Raw genomic sequence first — 26,541 nt, forward strand, 5'->3', positions numbered from 1 at the left:
CGTCAGACAAAAAAAGGGAGCCGTTGCAACGGCTCCCTTTTCTCTAACGACATCCTGTTGCACGCTGATCTTCCAGACCGGAAAATGACCCGCTTCGGAACGGATGCTAGAGCACCCCTCAGGCAGCAGAGAGACGAGACAGGGCCGCCTGCAAACGGGCGCGGTCATGGGTGAAGCTGGTCAGGCGGTCGCGATTTTCTTCGACCACTTCCGGTTTGGCGCGGGCCACGAAATCGGCATTGCCGAGCTTGCGCTCAACCTTGTCGATCTCCTTGCCCAGACGATCGATTTCCTTTTCGAGGCGCTGGATTTCAGCAGCGATATCGATCAGCCCTTCGAGCGGCAGCACAAGTGTGGCTTCGTCAATCACGGTCAGGGCAGCGGTCTTTGGCGGCTCGCCCGACAAGGCCGAGACGGAGGCCACGCGCGCCATACGACCGATCACGGCAGACCAGCTTTCGGCGCGCGCAAATGTTGCGGGCGATGCATCGCGCAGAAGCACGGGCACCATCTGCGCAGGCGGGATATTCATTTCCGAGCGGATGGTACGGATTTCGCCGATCAGACGAATGACCCAGTCCATCTCGGCTGAAGCCTCGGCCGCGTCACGAGGCTGCGGCGCAACGGGCCAGGCCGATTGGGCCACGCTGCCGCCGAAGCCAAAGGATTGCCATAGCTCTTCAGTGACGAAGGGAATGACCGGATGCATGATCTGCAGGATCGTGCCCAGTACATGAGCCGCGACAGCGCGGATTTCATCCTGCTCGGGCGTGTTCTCTGCAGCAAAGGCAGGCTTTGCCAGTTCGAGGAACCAGTCGCAGAATACATTCCAGACGAAGCGGTAGCAGGCACCGGCGAGCTCGTCGAAACGATAGGCATCGAGCGCCGTCTTTGCGGCCGTTACGGCTTTTGCGGTCTCGTCGAGAATCCACCGGCCAAGCACACTCTTGACCTGAGACGGGTCGAAGCCTGCAACAGGTTTGACACCATTCATCTCGCAGAAGCGCGCAGCGTTCCAGATCTTGGTGATGAAAGTGCGATAATCCTCGACGCGCTTGCGACCGAACTTGATATCGCGCCCCGGCCCGGTCAGGGCACAGATCGCCATGCGGGTGGCATCCGCTCCAAATTCCGCAACCAGCTCAAGCGGGTCGAGACCATTGCCCTTGCTCTTGGACATTTTCTGGCCGCGTTCGTCACGCACCAGACCATGGATCAGAACCGTGCGGAAAGGCACGTCATCCATAAAATGGAGGCCCATCATCATCATCCGGGCAACCCAGAAGAAGATGATGTCGAACCCGGTAACAAGGGTGCTGGTCGGATAGTAGCGTGCCAGTTCCGGCGTCTTGTCGGGCCAGCCGAGCGTCGTGAACGGCCAAAGCGCAGAGCTGAACCAGGTGTCCAGCACGTCCTCATCACGCGTGAGGCTGACATCATCGCCATATTGGGCGCGTGCCTGCTCGAAGGCTTCTTCCTCGCTGCGGGCGACGAAGACGCTGCCCTCGGGGCCGTACCAGGCCGGGATCCGATGCCCCCACCAGAGCTGACGGCTGATGCACCAGGGCTGGATGTCGCGCATCCAGGCGAAATAGGTATTTTCCCATTGCTGCGGCTCGAAACGGATACGGCCGTCTTCAACCGCCTTGATGGCAGGCTGGGCCAGCGTGGCGGCATCGCAATACCACTGCTCGGTCAGGCGCGGCTCGACAATGGCACCGCCGCGCTCGGCATAGGGAACCTGCAGGGTGTGGGGCTCGATCTTCTCGATATGCTCGAGACGCTCAAGTTCCTCAACGATGCGCTTGCGGGCCTCCAGACGATCGACACCCTCAAGCGAACGCACGAAATCGATCGACGAAAGTCCTTCGACCTCACGCAGTTCATGGGCGATCTCATCCAGCCAGATCGCAGCAGCCTCATCGAGAATGCTCGGCATCGGCAAATCGTGCCGCTTGCCGACTTCAAAATCGTTGAAATCATGACCGGGGGTGATCTTGACGGCACCGCTGCCTTTTTCCGGGTCGGAATAGGTGTCGGCCACGATCGGGATGCGACGCCCGGTGAGCGGCAGGACGACAAACTGGCCAATCAATGCCGTATAGCGCTCATCTTCCGGGTGTACGGCCACAGCCGTGTCGCCCAGCATGGTTTCAGGGCGCGTCGTACCGACAACGATCGTACCGCCGCCCTCGACCGGATAGCGCAGATACCACATGGCCCCCTTGGTCTCGCGGTTTTCAACCTCGAGATCGGAGATGGCCGAGCGGAAAGCCGGGTCCCAGTTGACGAGACGCTTGGCACGATAAATCAGCCCTTGCTGATGCAGCGTGACGAACACGTCGCGCACGGCGCGCGACAGCCCCTCATCCATCGTGAAGCGCTCACGGTCCCAATCGGCCGAAGCCCCCAGCGTGCGCAACTGCTGGATGATCTGACCGCCAGACTGTTCTTTCCAGGCCCAGACGCGCTCGAGGAATTTCTCACGCCCCATTTCCTTGCGGCTAAGACCTTCCTTGTCGAGCACGCGCTCCACAACCATCTGAGTGGCGATACCGGCATGATCCGTGCCGGGCTGCCACAGCACATTCGCGCCTTCGAGGCGCTTCCAGCGGATCAGGATATCCTGCAGCACGAAATCGAGCGCATGACCGAAATGCAGCGTGCCTGTGACATTCGGTGGCGGAAACATGATCGAATAGGCGTCGCCCGGTGCCTCGGGATGCGCGGCGAAAAGACCCGATTTCTCCCACTGGGCGTAGAGGCGGGCTTCGCATGCCGCCGGGTCAAAGGTCTTTTCGAGCATTGTCTTCCTGTCACCTGTCTGGCCCTGCCCGGCTTGCAAGCCATGCAGGGATCACTTTGCGGGCGTTGCGCCCCGAACTCGCAAAGACCATTCGACAAGCCAAACAGGCTCGTCAGACATGGTCAGTCGCAACAAGGGGCGCCCTGTTTCATGCACGAAGCGTATGACCAGATGAGCTGAAAGTTTCAAGCCAGAACGGCACCCGGCAAGTCAGCCGGAAATGTCCGCGATACACCAAGTCGAAACGGCACCCATGACGGCGCATGACCGCCCCCCGGATATGGGGCCAGATGAACAGGCGAGCTGATCGCCCGCCCAGTCACATGATGATCAGCGACCGGGCTGACCGACCGCATAATCGTTGATACCCCACAGCCTATCCTTGACCGCGTTATAATAGGCCTTCTCGTCATAGATCGGCACGTTGAGCTTGAGGTCGGCCGCAGTCAGCCGCCCCATGGCGAAAGCCACCGCATAGGAAGACTGCACGAGCCCGCTCAGATTCTGCACGAGCGCCGTCTGTGCAGAGAGCAGCGTCTGCTGCTGCTGCAATACCTCGAGGGTCGAGCTTGTACCGACGATTGCCTGACGCTCAACGCCATCAAGAGCCACCACGTTGGCCGCGATAGCCGCACGGTTGCTGGAAATCGAATCAGTATAGGAGTGAAGCTGCTGCCAGTTGGCTGAAGCGGCCTGCGCTGCTTTGCGACGCGCAATATCCACTGCCCGGCGAGCCGCCAGATATTGCTGGCGCGCCTCACGCACCGCCGCATATTCCGAACCACCCTGATAGATCGGCACATCGAAATTGATGGTGCCGAACTTGTTGTCGGTCACCATGCGTCCATAGCCCTGGTTCTTGACGTAGGAGTAACCGAGCTGCGCAGAAATCTTTGGCAGAATGGCCGCCATCTGAACGGAGAAATTATCCTTCTGGGCGGCCTCAATGAACAGGGCATTGATGATCGTCGGATTATTCCGCGTCGCTTCCGCTACGGCATCGCGCTCGGCCTTGACCGGAAGGGCAAGTGGCTGCGGCGCCACGAGATTGGGCGCCGGCGGCACCCCCACGACCTGCAGATAGGTTGCCTGAGCTGCGCGCAGAGTGCCTTCAGCCTGCTGGCGTGTGGCCTTGGCGGTCGCAAGGGCAGCCTGCGCCTGAGCGACGTCCGTTCTCGTGATTTCACCCTGCTGGAAACGATCCTGCGTCGCTTTCAGCTGCTCTTCGAGCACGTGTTCGTTATTGATATTGATCTGCAGAAGTTGCTCGCCGCGTACCACGCCCAGATAGGACGACACGACGTCAGTGAAGACCTCTTGCTCGGTTTCGATCAGTTGAGCCCGCTCAGCCATGACCGTGTTGACTGCCTGATGGGTCTGCGCGGTCGTCTTGCCACCCTGGTAGATATTCTCCGTGATGGAGACCCCACCCTGATAACCCGGCGTTTCGTAACTGCGATTATAGGCGGGAGTACCGAAACTCGACCCGGGTTGCGGCCCCTGCGCACCATACGCGTTGAGTCCCTGATAGTAAGTCAGGGCTGCCTGACCGGTAATCTTCGGGCGCCATCCGGCCAGAGCCGTTGGCACGGATTCATCGGCTGCGCGCAGCTTGGCACGTTCCTGCTGAAGCGTCGGATTCGTGAGATAAGCTGTCGCCAGGGCTTCCTGCAAAGTGTGTGGAACGAATTCGGGAGAGCCTTTACCATCATAGGTCTGGGCAAGCGCAGTCGTGCTTTTGAGAAGAACGACCAGACCTACGCTCAGAGAAGTATAGACCCTGGATTGATCCCGTTTCATGGATGCCCTTTCGAATGAGGACGGCGCCATAGTGACGCGATGACAGTCATCATCTCGTCGGTATCAGGCGTCCCGCCGCATTCCTATGCCATATTTAAGCGACCAGAGAAATTTCTTCTTATTTCTCATTCTTATCCAAGATACCCCCTTGACCCGAACGTCCGGTAAAGAGATATAGCTCTCACACCAGCCGGTCCGGTGGCAGAATGGTGATGTAGCGGACTGCAAATCCGCGTATGTGGGTTCGATTCCCGCCCGGACCTCCAATTTTCTGAAAAATCACAGAAAATCGTCACGCTCGCCGAGTTTTACAAAACTCGCGTGAGGCGTCTGACACTTGCTCAGCACATCGCGGCGTTTGCCGCCAGTCGCTCGGGTCCAGAACCTTTGGGTGAATTACCAGCCTGGGCGGGTACTCTCTGATCCGATAATCACGGCTATCCGCCGCAGCAGGGCAGCGCACTCCTTCTCGCCTGCAGATGATTTTGCCCGGGCTCCTGCCCCGGCGGGTCGGCAGATCCCGCGCCAGCATCTCGATAGCAAGCGCTGAGCAAATCGCCTGAATGAATTGAGAACCCTCAGTTCGGCGTGCAGCCCTTTGCGATAAGACCATCAGTGCAGTATCGCAAAACAAGACCGAGATGCTTAGCAATCTGGCTAAAACTCAGACCGCCCAGACCCGATGACTAGTAAGCGCTGAATACAGATTAAGTTCTGGAGAAAAAATGGCGGAGGGGATGGGATTCGAACCCACGGTACGACTTGACATCGTACAACGGTTTAGCAAACCGCCGCCTTCAGCCTCTCGGCCACCCCTCCGCCTAGAGGGACGCAGTTTTCACGGCGTTTGCAGAACTGCTTCTAGGGGGATTTGAACGTCGCGTCAAACCCCCCTTTTGCAGATTTTTTACTCAGCGAGGAGCTTGACCAGAAGCTCGTTCACCATGGCCGGATTGGCCTTGCCTTTCATGGCTTTCATCGTCTGACCAACGAAGAAACCGAACAGCTTGTCCTTGCCGCTCTTATACTCCGCCAGCTTGTCTGCATGCGCCGAAAGAATGGTCCGGATTTCAGCTTCAATAGCGCCCGTATCCGTGACCTGACGCAAACCTTTGCGTTCGACGATCACCGAGGCCGAATCGCCCGTCTCGAACATATCTTCGAGCACTTCCTTCGCGATCTTGCCGTTGATCGTCGAATCCGTGATTAGCGCCAGAAGCTCCATGAGCCCCTCAGCCTTGACCGGGCTCGTCTCGATCGTCGCACCCGTTCTGTTCAGCGCTGCGAAGAAATCACCCAGCATCCAGGTGACCGCCAGACGCGGATCACTGCCCTTGGCCACGGTCTCGTAAAAATCGGCAATCCCCTGCTCGACCGTCAGGACGCCGGATTCATAACGCGAAATGCCATAGGTCTTTTCCAGACGCTCGCGCTTGGCCTCCGGCAGCTCAGGTAGGGCAGCACGCAGGCCCTCCACCCAGTCGCGCTCGATAAGGAGCGGCAGAAGATCCGGATCGGGGAAGTAGCGATAGTCATGCGCGTCTTCCTTGGAACGAAGCGAGCGCGTTTCGCTGCGAACATGATCGAACAGACGTGTTTCCTGATCGACCGTGCCGCCAGCTTCCCAGATCTCGACCTGACGCGCGGCTTCGACTTCAATAGCCTGCATGACATAGCGGATCGAATTGACGTTCTTGATTTCGCAGCGCGTGCGATATTCCTCGCCAGCCTTGCGCACCGAGACATTGACGTCGGCACGCATCGAGCCTTCTTCCATGTTCCCGTCGCAGGTGCCGAGATAACGCAGGATCTGGCGCAGCTTGCGCAGATAGGCCCCAGCTTCTTCCGGAGAGCGGATATCGGGCTCACTGACGATTTCCATCAGCGCCACACCAGCACGATTCAGATCGATAAAGGATCGCGTCGGATCCTGATCATGCATCGATTTGCCAGCATCCTGCTCAAGATGCAGGCGCGTCACGCCGATATGGCGCACCGAACCATTGGCAAGCTCAATCTCGACCTGCCCCTCACCCACAATCGGATGAGCGAACTGGCTGATCTGATAACCCTGCGGCAGATCGGCATAGAAATAGTTCTTGCGATCAAAACGGCTCATCAGATGAATCTGGGCGTTGAGGCCCAGACCCGTGCGTACAGCCTGCGCTACGCACTCGGCGTTGATTACCGGCAGCATGCCCGGAAAACCTGCATCAATCAGGCTGACATGCGTGTTGGGCTCGCCACCATATTCGGCAGAGGCACCCGAAAACAGCTTGGCGTGGCTGATGACCTGCGCGTGGACTTCAAGCCCGACAACAATTTCCCAGGGGCCTGTTGCGCCTTCGATGATATAGCCGCTCATGCGAATGCTCCCGCATGCAAAGCAGGCTTGTGCGTAAAGCCTGCTGCCTTTTCCATGACACGCCCGGCGGCGAACAATGTCTCTTCCTCAAAGTAGCGCCCGATGAGCTGCAGCCCGAGCGGCAGACCGTCATGATCGAGACCAGCGGGTAGCGACAGTGCCGGAACACCAGCCATGCTCGCCGGGACGGTAAAGATATCGTTGAGATAGATCTGTACCGGATCGGTCGGCCGTTCCGAGTGAGCGAAGGCTGCCGAAGGCGCGGTCGGCGTCAGCAGCACATCCACCTTCTCGAACGCATTCAGGAAGTCGCGCTGGATCAGCGTACGAACCTTCTGCGCGCGCAGGTAATAGGCGTCGTAATAGCCTGACGACAGCACATAGGTGCCCATCAGGATACGACGACGCACTTCCTCACCAAACCCGGCATGACGCGTGGCCTCATACAGTTCGTCCAGCGTACCCGCATCGACGCGTTCGCCAAAACGGACGCCGTCATAACGGGCAAGGTTGGATGAGGCTTCAGCCAGAGCCACGATATAATAGGTGGGCAGACCGTATTTCGTGTGCGGCAGGGAGACGTCGACAATCTCTGCACCAGCATCACGCAGCCAGGCGATGCCCTGATCCCAAAGCGCGGCAATATCGGCAGGCAGGGTATCGGGGCGGTATTCGCGAGGGATACCGACCTTCAGCCCCTTCACGCCACGCTCAAGGGCGTCTTCGTAACGCGGAACGGGGCGATCGACCGATGTGCTGTCTTTGGGGTCGAAACCAGCCATGGATTCGAGCAGGATCGCGCAATCTTCCATCGTACGCGCCATCGGCCCGGCCTGATCGAGAGAGCTCGCGAAGGCAATCGTACCGAAGCGCGAGCAGCGACCATAGGTCGGCTTGATGCCGGTAATGCCGCAGAAAGCTGCAGGCTGACGGATGGAGCCGCCGGTGTCGGTGCCGGTTGTCCCCAGAGCCAGACCGGCAGCCACAGCAGCAGCCGAGCCGCCCGAAGACCCGCCAGGAACGAGCTTTACATCCGAGTTCTTACGGCGCCACGGATTGGTCACGGGACCAAAAGCCGACGTCATGTTGGTCGAGCCCATGGCGAATTCGTCAAGATTCATCTTGCCGAGAAAAATTGCGCCGTCAGCCAGCAGGTTCGACGTCACCGTGCTCTCATAAGGTGGCACAAAATTGCGCAGGATGTTGCTCGACGCCGTGGTGCGCACACCATTGGTGCAGAACAGATCCTTGATGCCCAGCGGCAGGCCACAGAGCGAAGGAGCGTTGTCGGTCGCAAGCAGCGCGTCGGCCGCACGGGCACCCGCGCGGGCCTGATCTTCCGTAACCGTCACGAAGCTGTTGATCTCGCCATCGAACTTCCTGATCGAGGCCAGAAAATGATCGGTCAGTTCAACGGCTGAGAGACGACGCTCCCTGAGAGCCTTTCGCGCAGAGGCGAGGGTCAGATCATGCATCACTCAACAACCTTCGGAACGGTAAAATAGGGCCCGACACTGTCGGGAGCATTGGCCAGAACCGCGTCGCGCTTGTCGCCATCGGTCACGACGTCTTCACGCAGGCGCGGCACGGCAAGCCCGGTGCCGATCATCGGCGGCACGTCAGTAATATCGACCTCGTTCAGTTGCTCGACCCAGCCCAGGATGCCACTCAGCTCCTGGCGCATGGCTTCGCATTCCTGATCACTGAGGCCAATTCGGGCCAATTTTGCTATGCGCCTGACTGTGCGCGTTTCCAACGACATAAAGGATCGACTTTCCTGAAAGTGAGCGGATAATCCCGACGGTCCAGAATTTAGCGAGATCATAACGCCTTCCCATGAGTCTGTTCAATCCATACGCCCTGCGCGAAGCCTTCCCCCCCGGTCTGCGTCTGCTCGGGATCGACCCCGGACAAAAGACGATCGGCCTCGCCCTGAGCGATGTGACGCTCATGCTGGCCTCGCCCTATAAGAGCCTCAAGCGCGGCAAATTTGGCGAGACAGCGCAGGAAGTGGCGAAGATCGTGCAGCGCGAAGGGATTGGGGGCCTCATTTGCGGGCTGCCTCTCTCGCTCGACGGGTCATTCGGGCCCGCTGCCCGTGCGGCACAGGACTGGATGACCGAACTCTCCAACCGGCTCGATCTGCCTGCCTGCTGCTGGGACGAGCGTCTCTCCTCCAGCGCCGTCAACCGCTTTCTGATTCAAGAGGCCGACATGACCCGTAAACGACGCGCCGAAGTGGTCGATAAAATGGCTGCTGCCTACACGCTGCAATCCTGGCTGGATGCGACTGCGCCCGAGCGGTCAGATCTATTCTGACTGGGTTGGCGATAAGCGCAGAAGCACCTCGAGCACAAAGCACACGGGCCACATGCGATCAGGAGCTGGGCCCGGCAATAAGCTGTCTTATCAACGCACGATTCGTTGCGGCGCCTCTCGCACCGCCCCCTCTCCGCCAAGCAGGCTCGGCGCTAAGGGAAACAATCGCGAGACGATGGGTAGATAGTGCCAGTCCTACCCGCCCCTCTACTCTGGACCCGATAGCGCTGGCTGGCCGGGCTAGGCCATTACGGCTCTTCAGGACCGGTTGAACGGCCGCAAATTCAGATACCGAGAACCTTACCCGTCTTTTCGCGAATGGCGCGGCAGGTGGCTGCGTCCTGACGCAGATCGACGCCGTAGCTGGGGATGATCGTCTTCAGTTTCTCACGCCATTCAGGCAGACGATGGGCGAAATTTTTCGTCACCACCTGCAACGCCACAGAAGCCGCAATCGATGCCCCCGGAGACGCGCCGAGCACGGCTGCCAGGCTGTGATCCTGTGCACAGAGAACCTCGGTGCCGAATTTCAAAGTGCCTCGACCCTTTTCAGTTTTGATGATCTGTACTCTCTGCCCTGCCACTCCGACGTTCCAGTCATGCTCGCGCGCTGCGGGGTAGAATTCCTGCAGGGCAGCGAAGCGCGCCGATTGTTTTTGCATGACCTGACCGACAAGATAGCGCACCAGATCACGGTTATCGACCATGACATCGAACATTGCCTTGATGTTGTCGCGCGTGATGGAGCGCGGCAGATCCGTCCATTTTCCGGATTTAAGGAATTTGGTCGTGAACCCCGCATAAGGACCGAAAAGCAGATAGGGTCTGCCCCCGATCACGCGCGTATCAAGATGCGGCACGGACATAGGCGGCGAGCCGACCGCTGCCTTGCCATAGACCTTGGCTGTATGACGCTGGCACAAATCGAGGTTGTCAGCATGCAGGAAAAGCCCGCTGACAGGAAAACCGGCATAGCCATGTGCTTCCGGCAGATCAGCACGCTTGAGCAGGTCGAGTGCGGCGCCACCTGCCCCAACAAAAACAAAACCGGCCGAGACAGTTTTCGTCTCCCCGGTAGACGTATTCACCGTGGTCACCCGCCAGCGTCCACCGGGTTCGCGTGAGAGAGCCGTCACCTTATGACGATAATGAAGAGCGACGCCCTGCTTCATCTTGAGCTTCGAGAACAGCACCCGCGTCAGCGTCCCGAAATCAACATCTGTGCCTTCGGTCACACGCGTTGCGGCAAGCTTCTCACCAGATGCGCGTCGGCCCATCATGAGTGGTGCCCATTCCGCAATTTTGGCAGGATCTTCGGTATAGCTCATCGTGTCGAAGCAATGATGCTTCACCATGGCTTCATAGCGGGCACGCAGAAACGCGACATTCTCCGCCCCCCGCACGAAGCTCATATGCGGGCAATTGCGGATGAAGGCAGAAGGATCTTCGATCCAGTTCTTTTCGACCAGATGGGCCCAGAGCTGACGCGACAGATCGAATTCCGTGTTTACATCGAGCGCCTTGGCGATATCGATGCTGCCATCCTTGCGGCGCGTCGTATAATTCAGTTCGCAATAGGCGGCATGCCCGGTGCCAGCGTTGTTCCATGCCTCCGAACTCTCCCTCGCGCAGGAATCGAGCGTCTCGTAGACGCTGAGCGTCAGAGACGGGTCGAGAGAACGGATCAGCGCGGCGAAACTCGCACTCATGACACCCGCACCGATCAGGACAATATCCGGGCGCTCTTCTGGGGAAAGGGTCATGGGGCAAGTCTTCCAGTCTTGTGAAATACCATATGCTTAACCGGCACAACGAAATGTCGTTCCGCCAGCAAGGCACTCTTTGAAACACAGCTTGGTAGCATCAATCGAGCCCCCTTGCTTCGGAATCAGCCGGAGTTGATCGTCAGACCCACCCGTCAGGCGCAGGCGCGCCCGGTGCTCGCTGGCTCTAACCCGCGCGCGAGCGCGATCATTTCCGGCAAGATTCTCTCGAATTGCGCACGCACGGTGCTGAAAGCCGCTGAGGGCTGCACAATCTGCTCATCAAGATAAAGCCCGCGCCCTATCTCCATTTGAATGACATGCACACCGCCCGACGGGTTACCGTGACGCGCGGTTATGTAGCCGCCGGCATAAGGCCGGTTGCGCCCTGTGGAAAATCCCGCCTTCGCCATGCAGGCCGCCACGCCATCCACGATGGACCCGGCGCAGCTTTTCCCATGGAGATCGCCCAGAACGATATCGGGCAGACGCAGATGAGTCAGGCTCGGCATGGAATGCAGATCAATCAGCAGGCACACGCCAAAACGCGCGAGACTGCGCTCTATCATGGCTTCGAGCGCCTCATGATAGGGCAGCCAGCAGGAAGCGATGCGCTCATGGGCTTCGGAAACAGGAAGTTGATGACGGTAGATACCACGCCCTGCCCCGGCGATACGCGCCATCATCCCGAGCCCGTTGCGCACCTTGTCGGTATTGGTGAGGCTACCTTCCGGGAGACGCTCACGAAACATCCCCTGGTCCAGTTCCCAGGCGTAGCGGTTTACGTCGCAATAGGATCGCGGAAATGACGCGCAGAGAAGTGGCACACCATATTGTGGTGCAGAGTCGAACAGCCCATCGACATAGGCATCTTCACTACGGCGAAGGGAGAGCAGATCCAGACGCGACTGCTTCAGGAAGGCCTCAGGATAGTCACGTCCGGAATGCGGCGACGCCATCACCAGTGGTGAGGCAGGGTCGCCCACGTCATGCAGCACAAAATTCTTTGAAAGACAGAGATCTGGCTCCGCCGGAGGGCCATGAGTCATTTTTTTTCCGGTTTGGTGATTTTTTTAAAAAACCCATCTTGCCAGCCCCGTCAACGCCCGCTAAAACGCCGCTCACGGACCGGATGGGCGCATAGCTCAGCGGTAGAGCACTACCTTGACATGGTAGGGGTCACAGGTTCAATCCCTGTTGCGCCCACCATCCGGTCCGTCGAAACCTCCCCCAAATACAGAACTAAAATGCAATCGCCCGCTGTTATGCGATCGCGTTTCGTATTTTAAAGCGCCTGAACCGAGCGATTTTCATTCCCGGGTCAGAGTTGTGTGATCAGCCTGACGATGGTCCGCTGACATTCCACGCCACAGGAATCTCTTTCCTCCCGAGCCACCTTCTTGCGCCACGCGGCCTCCCTCCGGTGAACGGGAGCGTCTGGATAAGCTGCGCGAATAATGGCCCATCTTCATCCCAGCGAGCTTTGTCAGCCATCGCACCAGCAGCGATTCTTTGTGCACGTGCCCGGACAAAAAGCGAAGAGCGCATGGCATCACCGCCTCACCCTTGAAATGCGAACTTACCTACCAAGCCGAGAACGCGGCTCCTGAGCCCTACGCACCCCTGCCTGGTCAAATCTGCTTTGAAGGTCTGGCGGATTAGTGCCAGCAACGACGCGCAGAAAAGCTGACACAAGCTCGCCGCACCTCCACGAATATATTGCGCAGATCCAAAACGCGGGATCGGCGCAGGAGGCCTCGAGCAACCCGAAAAGCAGCCGAAAATGCGCAAAAGCAAGGCGATTGATTGTAAGGCCTCAGGCCGCGATACCCGACCTTCGAACTGCAGAAGCAAACATGATTCAACACGACGAAAGCCAGGGCTGGTTTTCGTCGACCACCCGCGCCCATTGCTCTGAGCGCACGCAACAGCACCGTTACCGCTGTTGCAAATTGCAACCCTGCCCAGACGTTCGCGTAATTACAGATGAATCACATAACCGTGATCGTTAAACGTGATTGGTCTCCTCCTCACCTTTGCCTCGGCAAAGGCGCCTGGGCCGAGTTCTGCGCCACAAAGCTGGCGGGACAACCGACGCGGGAGAATTGGACAATCTCGCAAACCAAGATCATGACGATACAGTCATTACGAAACGAGAAGAGATGACAAATAATCTATGAGTCGTTAATAACTACGACAAATAAAGGTCAAAAACACATTATTCATCGGTAAAGACTTACCCTCCCCTCTAAAAGAATCGGTACCTTTTTGCGTGAATTGGGGGACTGTTTTCAGTGAAGGATACGGGTCTCGACCAATGCAAACGCAAGAAAGTCACTATATTAAATTAAGCCTTTTTCTAGCTAAATCGAATTTTTGGTAAAAAAAACACTTGCAGTTTACTCGTTAATCTACGTTAACTCCCACCCCGCACCGCTTCGTGAATAATGTGAATTTTTTTGTAAGGAACCTGCATGCTGAAAAATTCAATCTTCATTCTCGCCGCGCTCTGTGTCTGGGCAATATCCTCCGCATTGGGAATTGTCTCTCCTTACGGAACCCCGGTTCTGAGCGATTTTCTCGACATGCTTGGCGAGGGCCTTTTCATCGGGGGGCTTCTCTTCATGTTCACCCGCATGGCTGTCGGCATGGTCAAGTCACAGTCTAGCCGCAGGTCGTTACACTGACCGTTCTATCCAGAATGTCTCCCGCGCACTTTAAAATCTGCTGTTACAGCCTGAACGCATCGCCCGAACTCTTGCACCACTAGACCGGCAGAGCTGGCGCCCGCTTGGCCGAACCACCTTCATTGGCTTTCGTACCTGCCTGCATGAGATTATCGAAGGCTTCCCAGTGAAAGCCTGGCTCAAAAGCACTTGCCAAGCGACAGGGCATAGCCCAATGCCGGTGTCATGGTGTTCAGGGCGTCAAGCCTGGCGTGAGTGTCGGTAACCACCGCGACATGACTTCCGGACCCGATTCACGGTTTGATCACAAGCTCAAGAAAAGCTGATCCGCCGCTATTGCAGTGTGTCTGATATGAAGAGCCCATGCAGAGTGCTGATCACGCCATAATCCTGCGCCAAACTCACCCCCTGTCGCAGGGCCTGTCGGCAGCGATGGTGGGGTCTGCAGCTTCTCCCGATCCGCTCAGCTGTTTCCCGCATCCAATTTCCGCTCGTCAGCAATGGGGAGCGTCTCGTGCTCCTGCGTCTGACGAATGATCCTGTATCAGGAGCACCAGACTCATGCCCTCAAGCACAACCAATTCGAAGCCAGCATCGTCTGACGACAGGCTCTCATCCATTTTCCCCGAACAGCATGCGCTGATGCGCGCCCTCGTTACCAAGGCGTCCCAGCTTGGCCCCGTACCCTACGCCATTGTCTGGCCCTGCAGCAGCCATGCACTTGGTGGCGCCGTCGAAGCTGCGCGTCATGGCATCATTGTGCCCATACTCGTCGGCGATCGCGAGAAGATCGAGAAAACAGCGGCGCAGTACGGCCTCGACATCGAGGGAATGCGCATCGAACAGGCTGCAACCCCTGAAGCTGCCGTAAAGCATGCTGTTGCGCTCGTGCATGAAGGCGTCGTGCGCGGTCTCACCAAAGGGAGCCTGCACACCGATACTTTCATGGCTGGCGTTATCAGGCAAGAGAGCGGACTGCGAACGAAGCGGCGCATGAGCCATGTCTTCTGTATTGCCGTGCCCGATTACCCCGACCTGCTTCTGGTCTCGGACGCCGCCATCAACATTGCGCCTGATCTCACAACCAAGCGTGATATCGTGCAGAACGCCATCGATCTGCATCACGCGCTCGGTCTGGGCACACCCCGTGTCGCCCTGCTTTCGGCGGTGGAGACGATCAACACCAAAATTCAGGGCACGCTCGATGCTGCGAGCCTGTGCAAGATGGCTGACCGCAAGGAAATTACCGGCGGTGTGCTCGATGGCCCCCTGGCCATGGACGTTGCCGTCAGCTTTGAATCGGCCGAGATCAAAGGTGTCGAGTCCCCTGTCGCGGGCCGCGCTCAGATCCTCATCGCTCCCGATCTTGAGTCAGGCAATATTCTCGTCAAGACGCTCGCGTTTCTCGGCAAGGCTGCGACGTCGGGAATCGTGATTGGGGCGAAAGTACCCGTATTGCTGACCAGCCGCGCCGATGATGCAACGGCACGCCTCGCCTCAGCGGCAATCGGGGCGCTCTATGCTCGTCATCTCGACGAGCATACTGGCGACTGAAAAGCGGGATCAGCAGGAAACCCTGACATACGTCCCGCACGGGGCGCTCATAAGCGCCCCGTTTTCAATTTTCACAGACGCCCAGCGAGCCAGCTCTCCTGAGGCAAGGTAAAACCGTGCCAGGCTGCCGCGCCCATCTCCATGGCATTATGCGGCACATATTTCGTGACCATAAGCTTCGCGTCTGGCGGCAGAAGCTTCGCCAGGACATCGCGCAGATCTGAAATGATCAGATTGGACGCAATGATCCAGAAATTATCGATTTCATGGAAAACTTCACCAAAGCCAGACAGCTTCTGTTCGACGGCGTCGTAGGATTCGCCTTCTTTTCTTTCATAAACAACGAGATAGGTGGTCACGTATGGCACTCCCCTAAGTGTGATCTGAGCATATTATCGGTTTTGTACCCAATATTAACACCCGCAGACCGGCTCCAGTCACTACAGTGAAATTATTAACATACTGATTTGGTGAGATAAATCATTAGAAAGGCTCGGTATCTGGACAGAAAACCAAAAACCGGATCGTCAAAGAATATGACATTCTCATGAAATAAATGCCATACAGGCGCCCGGTTTCGCGTATGTCTGTTTCCTTAGGAGACAGGATAAATGACGATTTTCGAACTTCACTGGCACAGCGTCAAAACCTTCATGAGACGCTTTTTTCTCAAAGATCTGCGCCTCCCCGAGGCATGACCGTTCCTGGCCCCATATAAGAGCCGGGCGGCGGCCGGTCGATTGGTGGTGAGATGGCATCGGCACTGGGCCAGGCCTCCTCACCCGGCCGCGGAGGCACCACAGCAAAACGCGATCTCGGCAGGGCCTCGGGGCACTCGGCACGCATGCGCAAAATGATCTTTTCCCGGATATCGCAGCGCAGATCCCAACTCTGCAGGGCGTTGCGGGCGCTGGCAATGATACGGATCTTCAATGTCTGCGCATCGCAATCGGCCACCTGACAATCGAATACCTTGCCGTCCCATAACGGGCAGGTCTTGATGATTTCGCCAAGGAAACCGCGGATCGTCTCAATTGGCGCCTCATAATCGACGTAGAGAAACACGACGCCAATGATGGCCGCCGAGTTATGCGTCCAGTTTTCGAAACGATTTTCCAGAAAATAGGAAATCGGCACGATATGGCGTCGCCAGTCCCAGACGCGCAGCACCACATAGGTGGAGGTAATTTCCTCAACCCATGCCCAGTCCCCATTAATAATGATCAGATCTTCCATGCGGATCGGCTGGGTGATGGCAATCTGCACCCCTGCGAGAAGGTTGGTTAGCAACCCGCGCGCAGAAAGACCGACCACGAGAGACGCGGCGCCTGCAGACGCAAAAAGCGAGACGCCATATTGCCGTACTGAATCGAACGTCATGAGTGCTGCTGCAACGGTCACGATTCCGACCAGTATCTCCGTCAGCCGCCTGAGCACCCTTATCTGTGTCTGATGGGTGCGGATCATGATGTCGTCGGAATGATCGCGCGACGTGATCCGCTGCAGATAGGCCTCTGTCATGATTCTGAAGGCAACAATGGCCGCATAGCCGACCATCAGAATGCCCATGAAGAGCAGAAGCTTCTGCAGGAGCTGGGTGGTTTCCCACGTGAACCCAGACGCTGCAGGCAATGCCGAGAGAAGCACTGCAAGCACAACCATCACCCTTACCGGTCGTCTCATTGCCAGAATGATCTTGCGCAGCACGGCGTCTTCGCGATTACCGAAGATACGCAGAATGATCACCGAAACGAGCTTGCTGGCGTAGAAAGAGACCGTCGCCAGCACGATAAGCATGAGAATGGAGACCAGCTGCGCAGGCAGCCAGTCGAAATAGGAGCGCAGGGCGAAAAGGGAGCTGAGAAACTGCTGCTTCAAATCTGAGATCCAGATCCTTGAGAGGGATGAGGCCTGTCGGGCAGGTCATGCAACGCATCGTCTAACCCATTGGTGCACAATGCCACAGAGTGCCAAAGGCTCAAAAACACGATGCGCGCAAAAACCTTTCCTCAGAGTGTTGACACATCCGCCCAACCCTTTTAATTCCACGCCCACCGGTCGCGATGGCGGCGTAGCTCAGCGGTAGAGCAGGGGAATCATAATCCCTTGGTCGGCGGTTCAAATCCGTCCGCCGCTACCATCCGACCGGTTCTCTCCCTCTGATAGACAGATCTGCCGCGCACGAGCTAGAAATGCTCATGAGAGCACCGATCGCTGCCGTTACCATGGTCTATAACGAACCGGTCTTCCTGCCGGTCTGGCTGCGTCACTATGCAGGTCTGGTGGGCATGGAGCGGTGTTATGTCATCGACCATGGGTCTGATGACGGCTCGACTGACGCCCTGCCCTGCAACCGCCTGCGCATTCCTCGTTCGCCCCAGAATGACGCCCAGCGTACCCGCGCAATCAGTGCGCTCTGCGCGGGCCTGCTCGAGTGGTATGAAACGGTGCTGTATTGCGATGTCGATGAGATCATCGTGGCGGATCCAGCCTGTTTTCCCTCGCTTGACGCACTGGCAGCGTCTCGTGCTGCGCTGTGTCTGACGGCAACAGGATTTGACCTCATTCATCATGCGGATCAGGAACCCGACCTCGATTTCGATCATCCTCTTTCGCTGCAACGCAGTTCGCTGCGTTTATCCGCTGCCATGTGCAAGCCATGCCTGATCAGGGCGCCCGTCACCTGGTCACCCGGTTTTCACAGCGTGAAAGAAGTCCTGCCGAACCCCGATCCGGCGCTCATGCTGTTCCATCTGCGCTATAGCGATCTCAGGGAGGGGTTGAAACGGCTTGCCCGAACTCGCGAACAGGCGTGGTGCAGCGAAGAGGCCGGCACCCATCAACGCATGACCAACGAGGCATGGCGTGACATGCTGGCCGGTATGGGTGGGTTGACGGTCGAAGAGGCAACGCTTCTTGAAGATGATCCTTCCCTGACACCTTGGCGTGAGCGCCTTGTCAGGGAGGGGCTGGAAAGGGCCGAAGACCCCTATCCTATCGATCTGAGCCTATCAGGTGACAGGCTCTGGCCCTTGCCTGAGCGGTTCAAGGGCCTGTTCTAGAAATCTGCGCGTTATTCAGCGGTCTCTTCGACCTGCTCTTCGCTGTCATTTTCGGCACCCGACTCATCGCTCTGACGACGGTCTTCTTGCTCCTGCTGGCTGCGTGTACGCTGCTGATGACGCTCCTGGCGCTCCATCTGGCTTTGCTGGGCGGCCTGCGTCATGGCGTTCAGAATGCGGAAATAATGCTCGGCATGCTGGAAATAGGCTTCTGCCAGAATACGATCGCCAGTGCCCGTCGCATCGCGACCAAGCTGAAGATATTTCTCGAAAAGCTGTTGCGCGGTGCCGCGCACCCGCATGTCAGGGCCATTGCTATCGAAGACATGGTTGCGATTCAGAGGCGTCTGACCATTGGATTGACGCGATCCGCCACCGCTCGGGCGATGGTGACGGCTTCTCATACGTTTCATGTTCATGGATCCGCGTAGCACTTTCGTATTCGCAATCCCGATCCGTCACCAGAAGGATCCAAGCGATTGCAGGGAATGAATGACCCTTGGTTTGTCTCATGACGGCCGGATTACGAGATCAGGCCAGTAATCCGCTCAGCTCAATCATCAAGATCATTGCGAGGGGCGGAAAACGCCTTGCCGTGTCGGTGAACGTCACCGCGACCCGAGCAAGCCGTTCTTCGGAAAATAGCAAGCTTACGCCATTCTGCCAATGGTTTTCATGCGTCAGACTGCGACGGAACGAAAGAACGCTCAAAACATAACGCTCTGATGATCCCGCCGAGATCAGCCTTTGCCTCAACGAGCACGAAGCCTGCACTTCCTGCCAGCGCGATGACATCCGCCTCCTGCCCCTGCCCTATCTCGAAAATCAGCACCCCCTTCGGAGCGAGATGGGCCACGGCCTGAGCAATGATCAGCCTATAGGCATCGAGCCCGTCTTCTCCGGCGATGAGTGCACGCGCTGGCTCATGGTCGCGCACCTCGGGCATCAGCCCTGCAAGATCGCCCGAACGGATATAAGGCGGGTTACTGATGATCACATCGTATTGCCCGCTAAGCGCTGAAAACCAGTTGCCGGCAAGAAAACCGGCGCGGCTGGCCAGCGCGTTACGTTTTGCATTGGCATGGGCAAGAGCCGCGGCATCAGGAGAAAGATCGACACCGACACCATAAGCCTGAGCGTATTCGCTCAACGCGGCCAGAAGCAGACAGCCCGTTCCAGTGCCAAGATCGAGAATAGAGCGAATTCGCGTTTTGTCCGGTCGCAGGTTCAGTAAGGCTTCGATCAGGGCCTCACTATCACCGCGCGGAATGAGCGTGTCCGATGAGACCGATAATGTCAGGGTCCAGAACCCGGTCTCGCCCTCAATCAGCGCCAGTGGTCGACGCGTGCAGCGTTGCGCAAGCCCCGCTTCGAGCCTTGGCGCTGCCTCTCCTGGTAGTGTGTCGAGCGACAGCAACCCTGACGCCTCACACCCGATCGCCCAGCAGACAAGTCGGCGTGCCTCCATTCGCGGGGCCTCTATGCCTGCCTTTTCCAGAGACGCTGCCGTCTCAATCAGCACATCCCTGAGGGCGCGTCGATTACCGCTCACTCTTTTCTCCTGAAACGTCTTATAAAACAGGAATGAGAAAGATTTTCTTCCTGCTCGCTGCCGTGAGCGGCATCAGCCCGGGTATCGCCCTTGCCGAAAGCTTCACTGTAACGGACGACCGCGCTCCCATCGAGGTGTCTGAAATATCGCGGCTCTATATTGATGGGACACTTGCCGCGACGTTTCGTCTTGATGACAAGACACCCAGCCTGACGAAAAAAATCGAAATCCCGCTTGGGCGCGTCAATCACAGCTATGCGCTCTGCGGCCAGATTACGGTTATCAACGCCGAAGGGCGCTCCGAGACGCACCAGGTCAGCAGCGAGGGCACGCTGAGCCATCCCGAAGGGCACCATCTGGTCGCGCTTGGCGATGAAGGCTTTACCGACTTCTTCCTGCGCGATCCGTCCGACCCCAATGTCGCCAGACATCATCCGGGCCACGCGGAGATCTGCGCCTCTCCGGTGAGCTGAGCCAGAGAACGACCCGAAACCGGGGGAGGACTGGTTCAGCTCAGCCCCTCGGCTGCAAGTAGCGCTGTCTGCTCTTCCTGAGCCAGCGCATCGACAATCTCGTCAAATTCCCCAAGCATCACGCGATCAATCTTGTGCAGGGTCAGGTTGATTCGGTGATCCGTCACCCGCCCCTGTGGGAAATTATAGGTGCGGATACGTTCAGAGCGATCACCCGTGCCAACCTGTGATTTGCGATCTGCGGCGCGGCTTGCGTGAGCCTCGGCGCGCTGCCTCTCATAGAGACGCGCCCGCAGGATCTTCATCGCCTTGGCCTTGTTCTTGTGCTGGCTTTTTTCTTCCTGCATCGCCACCACAACGCCACTCGGCATATGGGTGACACGCACAGCGCTTTCGGTCTTGTTCACATGCTGCCCGCCCGCGCCCGAGGCACGGTAAACATCGATGCGCAGATCCCCCTCATCGATCGCCACATCCACTTCTTCCGCTTCGGGAAGAACGGCTACGGTAACAGTTGAGGTATGGATACGCCCCTGGCTTTCGGTTGCAGGAACACGCTGTACGCGATGGACCCCCGATTCGTATTTCAGGTGGGCGAAGACCGACCGACCCGAAATCGTCGCGACACCCTCGCGAAGCCCCGACAGGTCGCTCTCGTCATACTCCATGATCTCGAAACGCCAGCCATGCAGATCAGAGAAGCGCTTATAGGCGCCGAACAGCTCTGCAGCGAAAAGCGCGGCCTCATCACCACCCGCAGCGGGGCGGATTTCAAGAATGGCGCTGCGCTCATCGGCTTCGTCACGCGGCAGAAGCGCCAGACGGACCTGCTGGTGCAATCCTTCGAGCTGCCCCTCGAGTGCGTCGATTTCGCCCTGGGCCAGTTCACGCATCTCGGGGTCATCGAGCAGGGCCAGAGCGTCACTGCGTGCAGCGTCGGCGCGACGATAGGCCAGAATGGAAGAGACGACAGGCTCCAGTTCGGCAAACTCGCGCGACGCCCTGACGAAGTCGTCGCCCTGGATCTCGCCGCTGGACATCAGCGCCTGCAATTCATCCGACCGGGCGACAATACGCTCCAGCCTGTCGTCAAGAGCCACGATCAGACAGCTTTCAGGAAATGATCCGCCAGAGAAGCGAGTGCGATTTCAACCTGCTCACGCCTGCCCAGATCGCGCACCGTCACGGCGCCCCGTGCCAGCTCGTCTTCGCCCACCAGAACCATATGGGCGGCGCCCGATTTGACCACGCGCTCCATACGCTTCTTGAGCGAAGAACGTGTTTCCAGCTCGGCGGCGAAACCGGCCTGACGCAGCGCCTGAACGGCGGTGACCGAAGCGGGCAAGGTGGAGTCACCCGTGGGCAGAACGGCAATTGACCGAGCCTGTTCGGGAGCGCTGTCAATCAGCAGGGCCAGACGTTCGATACCACCAGCCCAGCCGATAGCAGGGGTTGCCGGGCCACCCATCTGGGCCACAAGGCCTTCATAGCGGCCACCAGCCAGAACCGTGCCCTGTGCGCCAAGGCGATCGGTCACGAACTCGAAGGCGGTGTGGCTGTAATAGTCGAGACCGCGCACGATATGCGGGTTCTCAACAAAGCTCACACCGAACAGATCAAGCTTGCGGCGCAGGTCATCCCAGAAATTGCGGGAGAACTCGTTCAGATAGGCGCCGAATTTCGGAGCCTCCTCGAGCAATGCCCGGTCCTGCGGCGATTTGCTGTCGAGGATACGCAGGGGATTGGCTTCAAGTCGGGCGCGGCTTTCATCAGAAAGCGCGCTTTCATGCGCCTTGAAATAGGCGACGAGCGCCTCGCGCCAGGCCTGACGGCTCTCAAGATCGCCCAGCGTGTTGATTTCCAGCTTTACCGCATCACCAAGACCCAACGCCTTGAGAATGGCATGAGCCATAGCGATGGTTTCGGCATCCATCAGCGCATCGGTCGCCCCAAGAAGTTCGGCGCCGATCTGATGGAACTGGCGGAAGCGCCCTTTCTGCGGACGCTCATAGCGGAACATCGGTCCCTGATAGAAAACGCGCTGAGGCAGGGCCTGGGTCAGGCCGTTCGTCACGAAAGCACGGCAGATCGCCGCGGTACCCTCGGGGCGCAGGGTCAGGCTGTCGCCGCCACGATCCTCGAAAGTATACATCTCCTTCGTCACGACATCGGAAGTATCGCCGAGCGTGCGCGAGAAGACACGGGTATCCTCGAAAATCGGAGTCGACCATTCCTCATAGCCGTAGCGGCGCGTGATCTCACGCGCCGTTTCGACAACATGAGCATGGCGACGGGCCGTGTCGCCAATCAGGTCATGCGTGCCACGAACCGGTTGAAGCTGGCTCATCTACTCAGACACCTGCCGATGCGAGAGCGGCCTCAGCCTGCTGGGCGGCTTCCTGCTCGGCCAGTTCGGCCTTCTCGGCTTCGATCTTCGCGACGCGCTCTTCGACGAGATCGACGATGTGTTCGATCATGTCCTGGCCCTCGTTCAAGCGATGGTCCTGCTTGCCTGCCGAATAAACCATGTGACGACCGGCGCCACCGCCGGTGACACCGAGATCGGTCATCAACGCCTCACCGGGGCCATTCACGACACAGCCAATGATCGACAGAGTGAGAGGCGTCTTGATGTGCTGCAGACGATCTTCGAGCGTCTGCACCGTCTCCACCACGTTGAAGCCCTGTCGCGCACAGGACGGGCACGAAATGATCTTCACACCGCGATGACGCAGGCCGAGGGATTTAAGAATATCCCAGCCGACAAGCACTTCCTCTTCCGGAGGCGCAGAGAGCGACACACGCATGGTGTCACCCACACCGGCCCAGAGCAGATTGCCCAGACCGATCGACGACTTCACGGTACCTGCGCGCTTCGATCCGGCCTCGGTGATACCGATATGCAGGGGATGGTCGCACACTTCGGCAAGCTGTTGATAGGCCGCAACCGCCATGAACACATCAGACGCCTTAACGCTGATCTTGAATTCATGGAAATCGTGATCCTGCAGGATCTTGGCGTGTTCGAGCGCGCTCTCTACCAGCGCATCAGGGTTGGGCTCACCGTATTTTTCGAGCAGATGCTTCTCAAGCGAACCTGCATTCACACCGATACGGATCGAGCAACCATAATCGCGCGCAGCGTTGACAACTTCACGCACACGCTCGGCGCTGCCAATATTGCCCGGATTGATACGCAGACAGGCTGCCCCGGCCTTCGCCGCCTCAATGGCGCGCTTGTAATGGAAATGAATGTCGGCAACGATCGGCACATTCACTTCGCGCACGATTTCGGCGAGAGCGGCGGTGCTTTCCTCATCTGGGCAGGAAACGCGCACGATATCCACACCGGCGATTTCCGACAGGCGGATCTGCTCGATTGTTGCCTTGGCATCGGACGTCAGGGTGTTGGTCATGGTCTGGACCGAGATCGGCGCATCCCCGCCGACTGCCACCTTGCCAACATGAATCTGACGGGACTTGCGACGTTCGATATACTGGTAAGGGCGATATCCGCTCATAATCTCGTCTCCGTAACGGAAAGACAGCGCGGGTCCCGCCCTGTTCTCCGGGGAAAGCACCGGAACCCCAGTCCCGTGTCACTCACCCAATGTCTGTGTCATGCTGGCCAGTGCACCCCTTTGGGGAGCGCCCTGCCCGTCTCATCTTGACCCTCTCACACCTGTCGAAGCTGGTGTTCAGGGTCTGTAGTTATTTCTCATGCCTGCATTACCTGTCGGAGGCAGGCTCCGATAGGGACAAGGCTTTAGCGTGGCTGCGCTGTTTGTTCCAGTTGCCGCGCGTTCAGACGGTCGGTTTCCGACTCATGTGTCACTGCTGTAGTTCTTGGTGTCACCGGTGCCTTTTTCAAGACTGGCGTTACATTCTGACCCGACGGGGCATCACCGGTTGCAGAGGCAGTACTCGAAGCAGCTGGCGCAACCGGCGTGCTCACCGCATTGTCCTGACCGAGTTGTCCGTTGCGGATCGCCTCCGCAGTAACAACGAGCCCACGACGCACGGCGCCAACACGCCCAAGCGCCGATGTCGTCACATCACCTGCGCTCAGCGTCAGACCACCGGCATTGCCGAGTGTCATGCGATACGGTCCGGCATCTTCCGGCCCCTGCCAGGTTTCACCTGATTTCAGCACACGACTGAAAACGGTCGCCCCAGCCTTGTCCCTGATCGAGACCCAGGCATCAGCCCCGGCATGCAGCACGATCATGTTCGCAGGCGCTGCGGGAGCAGCCGCGCTGGCGGGCACCGTCTCGGAAATAACGGGCTGCGTTCCTGCAGGCTGGGCAGTTCCAGCCTGTGACGGTTGGGTTGCCCCTGGCTGCGCTGTGAATGCGGAAGGCAATGGAGGAGACTGCTCCGCCTGTCCTGTCTGCGGCGTAGGCGTGCTGGTTACCGGATTATTGTTACCCGGCGTCGACGGTGTGTTCTGGCTTTGAACGGAGGGAGACTGAGCAGGGCCTGCCGTTTGGGAAGCTACACCTGCAGCAGATACCTCAGCCGGTGTCGTCTGCGGTGATGGCGCCAGACCCCGATCGGGCATGACGGCAGCAATCTGCGGCGAAGGCGTGCCGTGCTGGGTGACGCCAGGCATGATTTCGGCGACAGGCGGCATCTGATGGGTCGGCGCCGGATCGGCGCCGAAGAAATGGTAATAGCCGATATAGGTACCAACCAGAACGGCGAGCCCCGCCCCGACCCAGAGCCCGACAGGAACACCACGCTCGGAAACAGGTTCGGGAAAGCTCAGATCGGGTTTGCGATCAAGCGCGCCGCGTGTGTCCTGCCTGAATCGCGACACAGCCTGATCGGGGTCCATGCCGAGGGCCGAAGCATAGCTGCGCAGAAAGCCAAGCGCATAGGCACTGCCTGGAAAGACAGACGTATTCCCTTCTTCAAGGGCGATGAGGTAGCTCTCGCGAATGCGCAGCCAGTTCGCCACATCGGGCAAGGTCCAGCCAAGCTCTTCGCGTCTGGCACGCAGATCGGCCCCAAGGCCGCGCGCGCCGTCGGTGCTTCCACCCTGCCATCCCGGAATACGGTCTGTCGTCTTCTCTGGCATGATTACCCGATTGCGATCTCAGAAGTGTGAAGATGCCCGGTACGCGCCTCTCTTGCAACCAGTGCATCGACAGCCTGCTCGACTAGGTCATGCAGGATTTCCGCAACAGGGCGAACAGACTTTACCATGCCGACAGACTGCCCTGCCATCACCGAGCCTTCCTCGACGTCGCCCTCGATCACGGCGCGACGCAGCGCACCGGCCCAGAAATGCTCGATCTCGAGCTGGGCGTCTTCCTTGCTCAGTTCACCCGAGGTAAAGCGCGCAAGTGTTGCCGCCTGATGGGCCATAAAACGACGCGTTCCCGCATTGTTGAGACCACGCACGGGGATGACCGGAAAACGCTCATCGATCTGGTTAGAGGTGACCGCATCACGAGCGGCAGCGCGCACAAAAGCCTTCTTGAAGGCTTCATGGGCGATGCTTTCCGTGCTGGCCGCAAAAACTGTGCCGAGCTGTGCGCCAGCAGCGCCCTGCTCCAGATACCCCAGAACCGCATCACCGCGCGCCAGACCACCGGCAACAAATACCGGCACGTTGTGGATATGCGGCAGGATTTCCTGCGCCAGAACATTGAGCGAGACCGGGCCAACATGACCACCGGCTTCCGACCCTTCGATCACAAGGGCTTCAATACCCTGTTTGACCAGACGCTTGCCGAGGGCAAGGGCCGGGGCAAAACCGATGGCACGGGCGCCACCGTCACGCACCTGCTTGATGGTCGCACCGCTCGGTACCCCACCCGCCAGAACGATATGGCCGACCTTGTGCTCGAGGCAGACATCAACCAGACGGTCCAGTTCAGGATGCATGGTGATGAGGTTCACGCCAAACGGCTTGTCCGTCAGCGCCTGCGTTGCTGCAATTTCCTCGGCAAGACGATCGGGCATCATCGCGCCACAGGCGATCACACCAAATCCACCCGCATTGGAGATGGCCGATACGAGGTTGCGCTCACTCACCCAGGACATGGCGCCGCCAAGAATGGCTGTCGGCGTTCCAAGGAAGGCGCAACCGGGCGCCCAGAGACGATCAAGCGTTTCGCGGGCTTTCTGACGGGTCTGATCAGCGATTGTCATG

Annotated in this window: 21 protein-coding genes and 4 tRNA genes; 8 read left to right on the forward strand and 17 right to left on the reverse strand. The window is 58.5% G+C overall.

Annotated features, from left to right (window positions below; genetic code table 11):
• Positions 1-118 precede the first annotated feature (118 nt).
• Together AAID99_RS05710 and AAID99_RS05715 are read right to left on the reverse strand one after the other, a co-directional pair.
• Complete coding sequence (locus tag AAID99_RS05710; protein WP_498493396.1) at positions 119-2,806, reverse strand: valine--tRNA ligase; 2,688 nt, start codon at positions 2,804-2,806, stop codon at positions 119-121.
• Positions 2,807-3,136: 330 nt separating this feature from the next.
• Positions 3,137-4,606 (reverse strand): TolC family outer membrane protein, encoded by a 1,470-nt coding sequence (locus tag AAID99_RS05715; protein ID WP_498493397.1) that lies wholly within the window; start codon positions 4,604-4,606, stop codon positions 3,137-3,139.
• 192 nt (positions 4,607-4,798) lie between these two features.
• On the opposite strand from AAID99_RS05715, the gene AAID99_RS05720 reads away from it, so the two are divergent.
• Positions 4,799-4,872: transfer RNA gene (locus AAID99_RS05720), tRNA-Cys, on the forward strand.
• 460 nt (positions 4,873-5,332) lie between these two features.
• On the opposite strand, the gene AAID99_RS05725 is transcribed toward AAID99_RS05720, so the two are convergent.
• From AAID99_RS05725 to gatC, 4 genes are all read right to left on the reverse strand, one after another.
• Positions 5,333-5,425: transfer RNA gene (locus AAID99_RS05725), tRNA-Ser, on the reverse strand.
• Positions 5,426-5,513: 88 nt separating this feature from the next.
• Entirely contained in the window at positions 5,514-6,971 is a 1,458-nt protein-coding gene (gatB, locus tag AAID99_RS05730; RefSeq protein WP_188426849.1) for an Asp-tRNA(Asn)/Glu-tRNA(Gln) amidotransferase subunit GatB, read from the reverse strand.
• Positions 6,968-8,446 carry an Asp-tRNA(Asn)/Glu-tRNA(Gln) amidotransferase subunit GatA gene (gatA, locus tag AAID99_RS05735; protein ID WP_188426850.1) on the reverse strand — a complete coding sequence of 493 codons (1,479 nt, stop codon included), beginning with the start codon at positions 8,444-8,446 and terminating at the stop codon, positions 6,968-6,970. Before gatA ends, gatB begins: the two co-directional genes overlap by 4 nt.
• The gene (gatC, locus tag AAID99_RS05740; RefSeq protein WP_188426851.1) at positions 8,446-8,733 is read right to left on the reverse strand and encodes an Asp-tRNA(Asn)/Glu-tRNA(Gln) amidotransferase subunit GatC; all 288 of its coding nucleotides are present in this window, start codon (positions 8,731-8,733) and stop codon (positions 8,446-8,448) included. The genes gatA and gatC overlap by 1 nt, the downstream gene beginning before the upstream one ends.
• 74 nt (positions 8,734-8,807) lie before the next feature.
• On the opposite strand from gatC, the gene ruvX reads away from it, so the two are divergent.
• Positions 8,808-9,290, forward strand: coding sequence for a Holliday junction resolvase RuvX (gene ruvX, locus AAID99_RS05745; RefSeq protein ID WP_188426852.1), 483 nt, complete (start codon positions 8,808-8,810; stop codon positions 9,288-9,290).
• A gap of 284 nt (positions 9,291-9,574) precedes the next feature.
• On the opposite strand, the gene mqo is transcribed toward ruvX, so the two are convergent.
• Together mqo and AAID99_RS05755 are read right to left on the reverse strand one after the other, a co-directional pair.
• Complete coding sequence (mqo, locus tag AAID99_RS05750) at positions 9,575-11,053, reverse strand: malate dehydrogenase (quinone) (protein WP_188426853.1); 1,479 nt, start codon at positions 11,051-11,053, stop codon at positions 9,575-9,577.
• 155 nt (positions 11,054-11,208) lie between these two features.
• On the reverse strand, positions 11,209-12,102 hold the full coding sequence (locus tag AAID99_RS05755) for an N-formylglutamate amidohydrolase (RefSeq protein WP_498493398.1): 894 nt from the start codon (positions 12,100-12,102) through the stop codon (positions 11,209-11,211).
• Between the two features lie 85 nt (positions 12,103-12,187).
• Between AAID99_RS05755 and AAID99_RS05760 the strand changes: the two genes are divergently transcribed.
• From AAID99_RS05760 to AAID99_RS05770, 3 genes are all read left to right on the forward strand, one after another.
• Positions 12,188-12,262, forward strand: a tRNA-Val gene (locus tag AAID99_RS05760).
• A gap of 1,265 nt (positions 12,263-13,527) precedes the next feature.
• Complete coding sequence (locus AAID99_RS05765) at positions 13,528-13,740, forward strand: hypothetical protein (RefSeq protein ID WP_188426855.1); 213 nt, start codon at positions 13,528-13,530, stop codon at positions 13,738-13,740.
• A gap of 561 nt (positions 13,741-14,301) precedes the next feature.
• Positions 14,302-15,294, forward strand: a complete 993-nt coding sequence (locus AAID99_RS05770; RefSeq protein WP_498493399.1) for a bifunctional enoyl-CoA hydratase/phosphate acetyltransferase — start codon at positions 14,302-14,304, stop codon at positions 15,292-15,294.
• 71 nt (positions 15,295-15,365) lie between these two features.
• On the opposite strand, the gene AAID99_RS05775 is transcribed toward AAID99_RS05770, so the two are convergent.
• Positions 15,366-15,653, reverse strand: a complete 288-nt coding sequence (locus AAID99_RS05775) for a hypothetical protein (protein ID WP_188426857.1) — start codon at positions 15,651-15,653, stop codon at positions 15,366-15,368.
• 310 nt (positions 15,654-15,963) lie between these two features.
• Positions 15,964-17,172 carry a mechanosensitive ion channel family protein gene (locus tag AAID99_RS05780; protein ID WP_188426858.1) on the reverse strand — a complete coding sequence of 403 codons (1,209 nt, stop codon included), beginning with the start codon at positions 17,170-17,172 and terminating at the stop codon, positions 15,964-15,966.
• A 187-nt stretch (positions 17,173-17,359) separates the two neighbouring features.
• On the opposite strand from AAID99_RS05780, the gene AAID99_RS05785 reads away from it, so the two are divergent.
• Positions 17,360-17,434: transfer RNA gene (locus tag AAID99_RS05785), tRNA-Met, on the forward strand.
• 58 nt (positions 17,435-17,492) lie between these two features.
• Entirely contained in the window at positions 17,493-18,356 is an 864-nt protein-coding gene (locus tag AAID99_RS05790) for a glycosyltransferase family 2 protein (RefSeq protein WP_229719839.1), read from the forward strand.
• A gap of 11 nt (positions 18,357-18,367) precedes the next feature.
• Here the strand turns inward: AAID99_RS05790 and AAID99_RS05795 are convergent, their stop codons facing one another.
• Positions 18,368-18,769: a DUF4167 domain-containing protein gene (locus tag AAID99_RS05795; protein WP_229719840.1), complete on the reverse strand. Its 402-nt coding sequence runs from the start codon at positions 18,767-18,769 to the stop codon at positions 18,368-18,370.
• A gap of 260 nt (positions 18,770-19,029) precedes the next feature.
• Positions 19,030-19,908 carry a peptide chain release factor N(5)-glutamine methyltransferase gene (prmC, locus tag AAID99_RS05800; RefSeq protein WP_188426861.1) on the reverse strand — a complete coding sequence of 293 codons (879 nt, stop codon included), beginning with the start codon at positions 19,906-19,908 and terminating at the stop codon, positions 19,030-19,032.
• 32 nt (positions 19,909-19,940) lie between these two features.
• On the opposite strand from prmC, the gene AAID99_RS05805 reads away from it, so the two are divergent.
• Positions 19,941-20,381 (forward strand): hypothetical protein, encoded by a 441-nt coding sequence (locus AAID99_RS05805; RefSeq protein ID WP_188426862.1) that lies wholly within the window; start codon positions 19,941-19,943, stop codon positions 20,379-20,381.
• A 35-nt stretch (positions 20,382-20,416) separates the two neighbouring features.
• On the opposite strand, the gene prfA is transcribed toward AAID99_RS05805, so the two are convergent.
• The 5 genes from prfA to AAID99_RS05830 form a co-directional block, all read right to left on the reverse strand.
• Entirely contained in the window at positions 20,417-21,481 is a 1,065-nt protein-coding gene (gene prfA / locus AAID99_RS05810; RefSeq protein ID WP_498493401.1) for a peptide chain release factor 1, read from the reverse strand.
• A 2-nt stretch (positions 21,482-21,483) separates the two neighbouring features.
• The gene (gene hisS / locus AAID99_RS05815; protein ID WP_498493402.1) at positions 21,484-22,728 is read right to left on the reverse strand and encodes a histidine--tRNA ligase; all 1,245 of its coding nucleotides are present in this window, start codon (positions 22,726-22,728) and stop codon (positions 21,484-21,486) included.
• Between the two features lie 4 nt (positions 22,729-22,732).
• Positions 22,733-23,902 (reverse strand): flavodoxin-dependent (E)-4-hydroxy-3-methylbut-2-enyl-diphosphate synthase, encoded by a 1,170-nt coding sequence (gene ispG, locus AAID99_RS05820; protein WP_188426865.1) that lies wholly within the window; start codon positions 23,900-23,902, stop codon positions 22,733-22,735.
• A gap of 245 nt (positions 23,903-24,147) precedes the next feature.
• On the reverse strand, positions 24,148-25,461 hold the full coding sequence (locus tag AAID99_RS05825) for a helix-turn-helix domain-containing protein (protein ID WP_498493403.1): 1,314 nt from the start codon (positions 25,459-25,461) through the stop codon (positions 24,148-24,150).
• Between the two features lie 2 nt (positions 25,462-25,463).
• Entirely contained in the window at positions 25,464-26,540 is a 1,077-nt protein-coding gene (locus tag AAID99_RS05830; RefSeq protein WP_498494268.1) for an NAD(P)H-dependent flavin oxidoreductase, read from the reverse strand.
• Position 26,541 lies beyond the last annotated feature (1 nt).

The sequence above is a fragment of the Asaia sp. Ae19-3 genome (assembly GCF_059801175.1).

Bases quoted from the DNA above. Each gene is read 5' to 3' on its own strand.
- AAID99_RS05710 (WP_498493396.1), bottom strand. From the start codon at position 2,806: ATGCTCGAAAAGACCTTTGACCCGGCGGCATGCGAAGCCCGCCTCTAC.
- AAID99_RS05715 (WP_498493397.1), bottom strand. From the start codon at position 4,606: ATGAAACGGGATCAATCCAGGGTCTATACTTCTCTGAGCGTAGGTCTG.
- gatB (WP_188426849.1), bottom strand. From the start codon at position 6,971: ATGAGCGGCTATATCATCGAAGGCGCAACAGGCCCCTGGGAAATTGTT.
- gatA (WP_188426850.1), bottom strand. From the start codon at position 8,446: ATGCATGATCTGACCCTCGCCTCTGCGCGAAAGGCTCTCAGGGAGCGT.
- gatC (WP_188426851.1), bottom strand. From the start codon at position 8,733: ATGTCGTTGGAAACGCGCACAGTCAGGCGCATAGCAAAATTGGCCCGA.
- ruvX (WP_188426852.1), top strand. From the start codon at position 8,808: ATGAGTCTGTTCAATCCATACGCCCTGCGCGAAGCCTTCCCCCCCGGT.
- mqo (WP_188426853.1), bottom strand. From the start codon at position 11,053: ATGACCCTTTCCCCAGAAGAGCGCCCGGATATTGTCCTGATCGGTGCG.
- AAID99_RS05755 (WP_498493398.1), bottom strand. From the start codon at position 12,102: ATGACTCATGGCCCTCCGGCGGAGCCAGATCTCTGTCTTTCAAAGAAT.
- AAID99_RS05765 (WP_188426855.1), top strand. From the start codon at position 13,528: ATGCTGAAAAATTCAATCTTCATTCTCGCCGCGCTCTGTGTCTGGGCA.
- AAID99_RS05770 (WP_498493399.1), top strand. From the start codon at position 14,302: ATGCCCTCAAGCACAACCAATTCGAAGCCAGCATCGTCTGACGACAGG.
- AAID99_RS05790 (WP_229719839.1), top strand. From the start codon at position 17,493: ATGAGAGCACCGATCGCTGCCGTTACCATGGTCTATAACGAACCGGTC.
- AAID99_RS05795 (WP_229719840.1), bottom strand. From the start codon at position 18,769: ATGAAACGTATGAGAAGCCGTCACCATCGCCCGAGCGGTGGCGGATCG.
- AAID99_RS05805 (WP_188426862.1), top strand. From the start codon at position 19,941: ATGAGAAAGATTTTCTTCCTGCTCGCTGCCGTGAGCGGCATCAGCCCG.
- hisS (WP_498493402.1), bottom strand. From the start codon at position 22,728: ATGAGCCAGCTTCAACCGGTTCGTGGCACGCATGACCTGATTGGCGAC.
- ispG (WP_188426865.1), bottom strand. From the start codon at position 23,902: ATGAGCGGATATCGCCCTTACCAGTATATCGAACGTCGCAAGTCCCGT.
- AAID99_RS05825 (WP_498493403.1), bottom strand. From the start codon at position 25,461: ATGCCAGAGAAGACGACAGACCGTATTCCGGGATGGCAGGGTGGAAGC.
- AAID99_RS05830 (WP_498494268.1), bottom strand. From the start codon at position 26,540: ATGACAATCGCTGATCAGACCCGTCAGAAAGCCCGCGAAACGCTTGAT.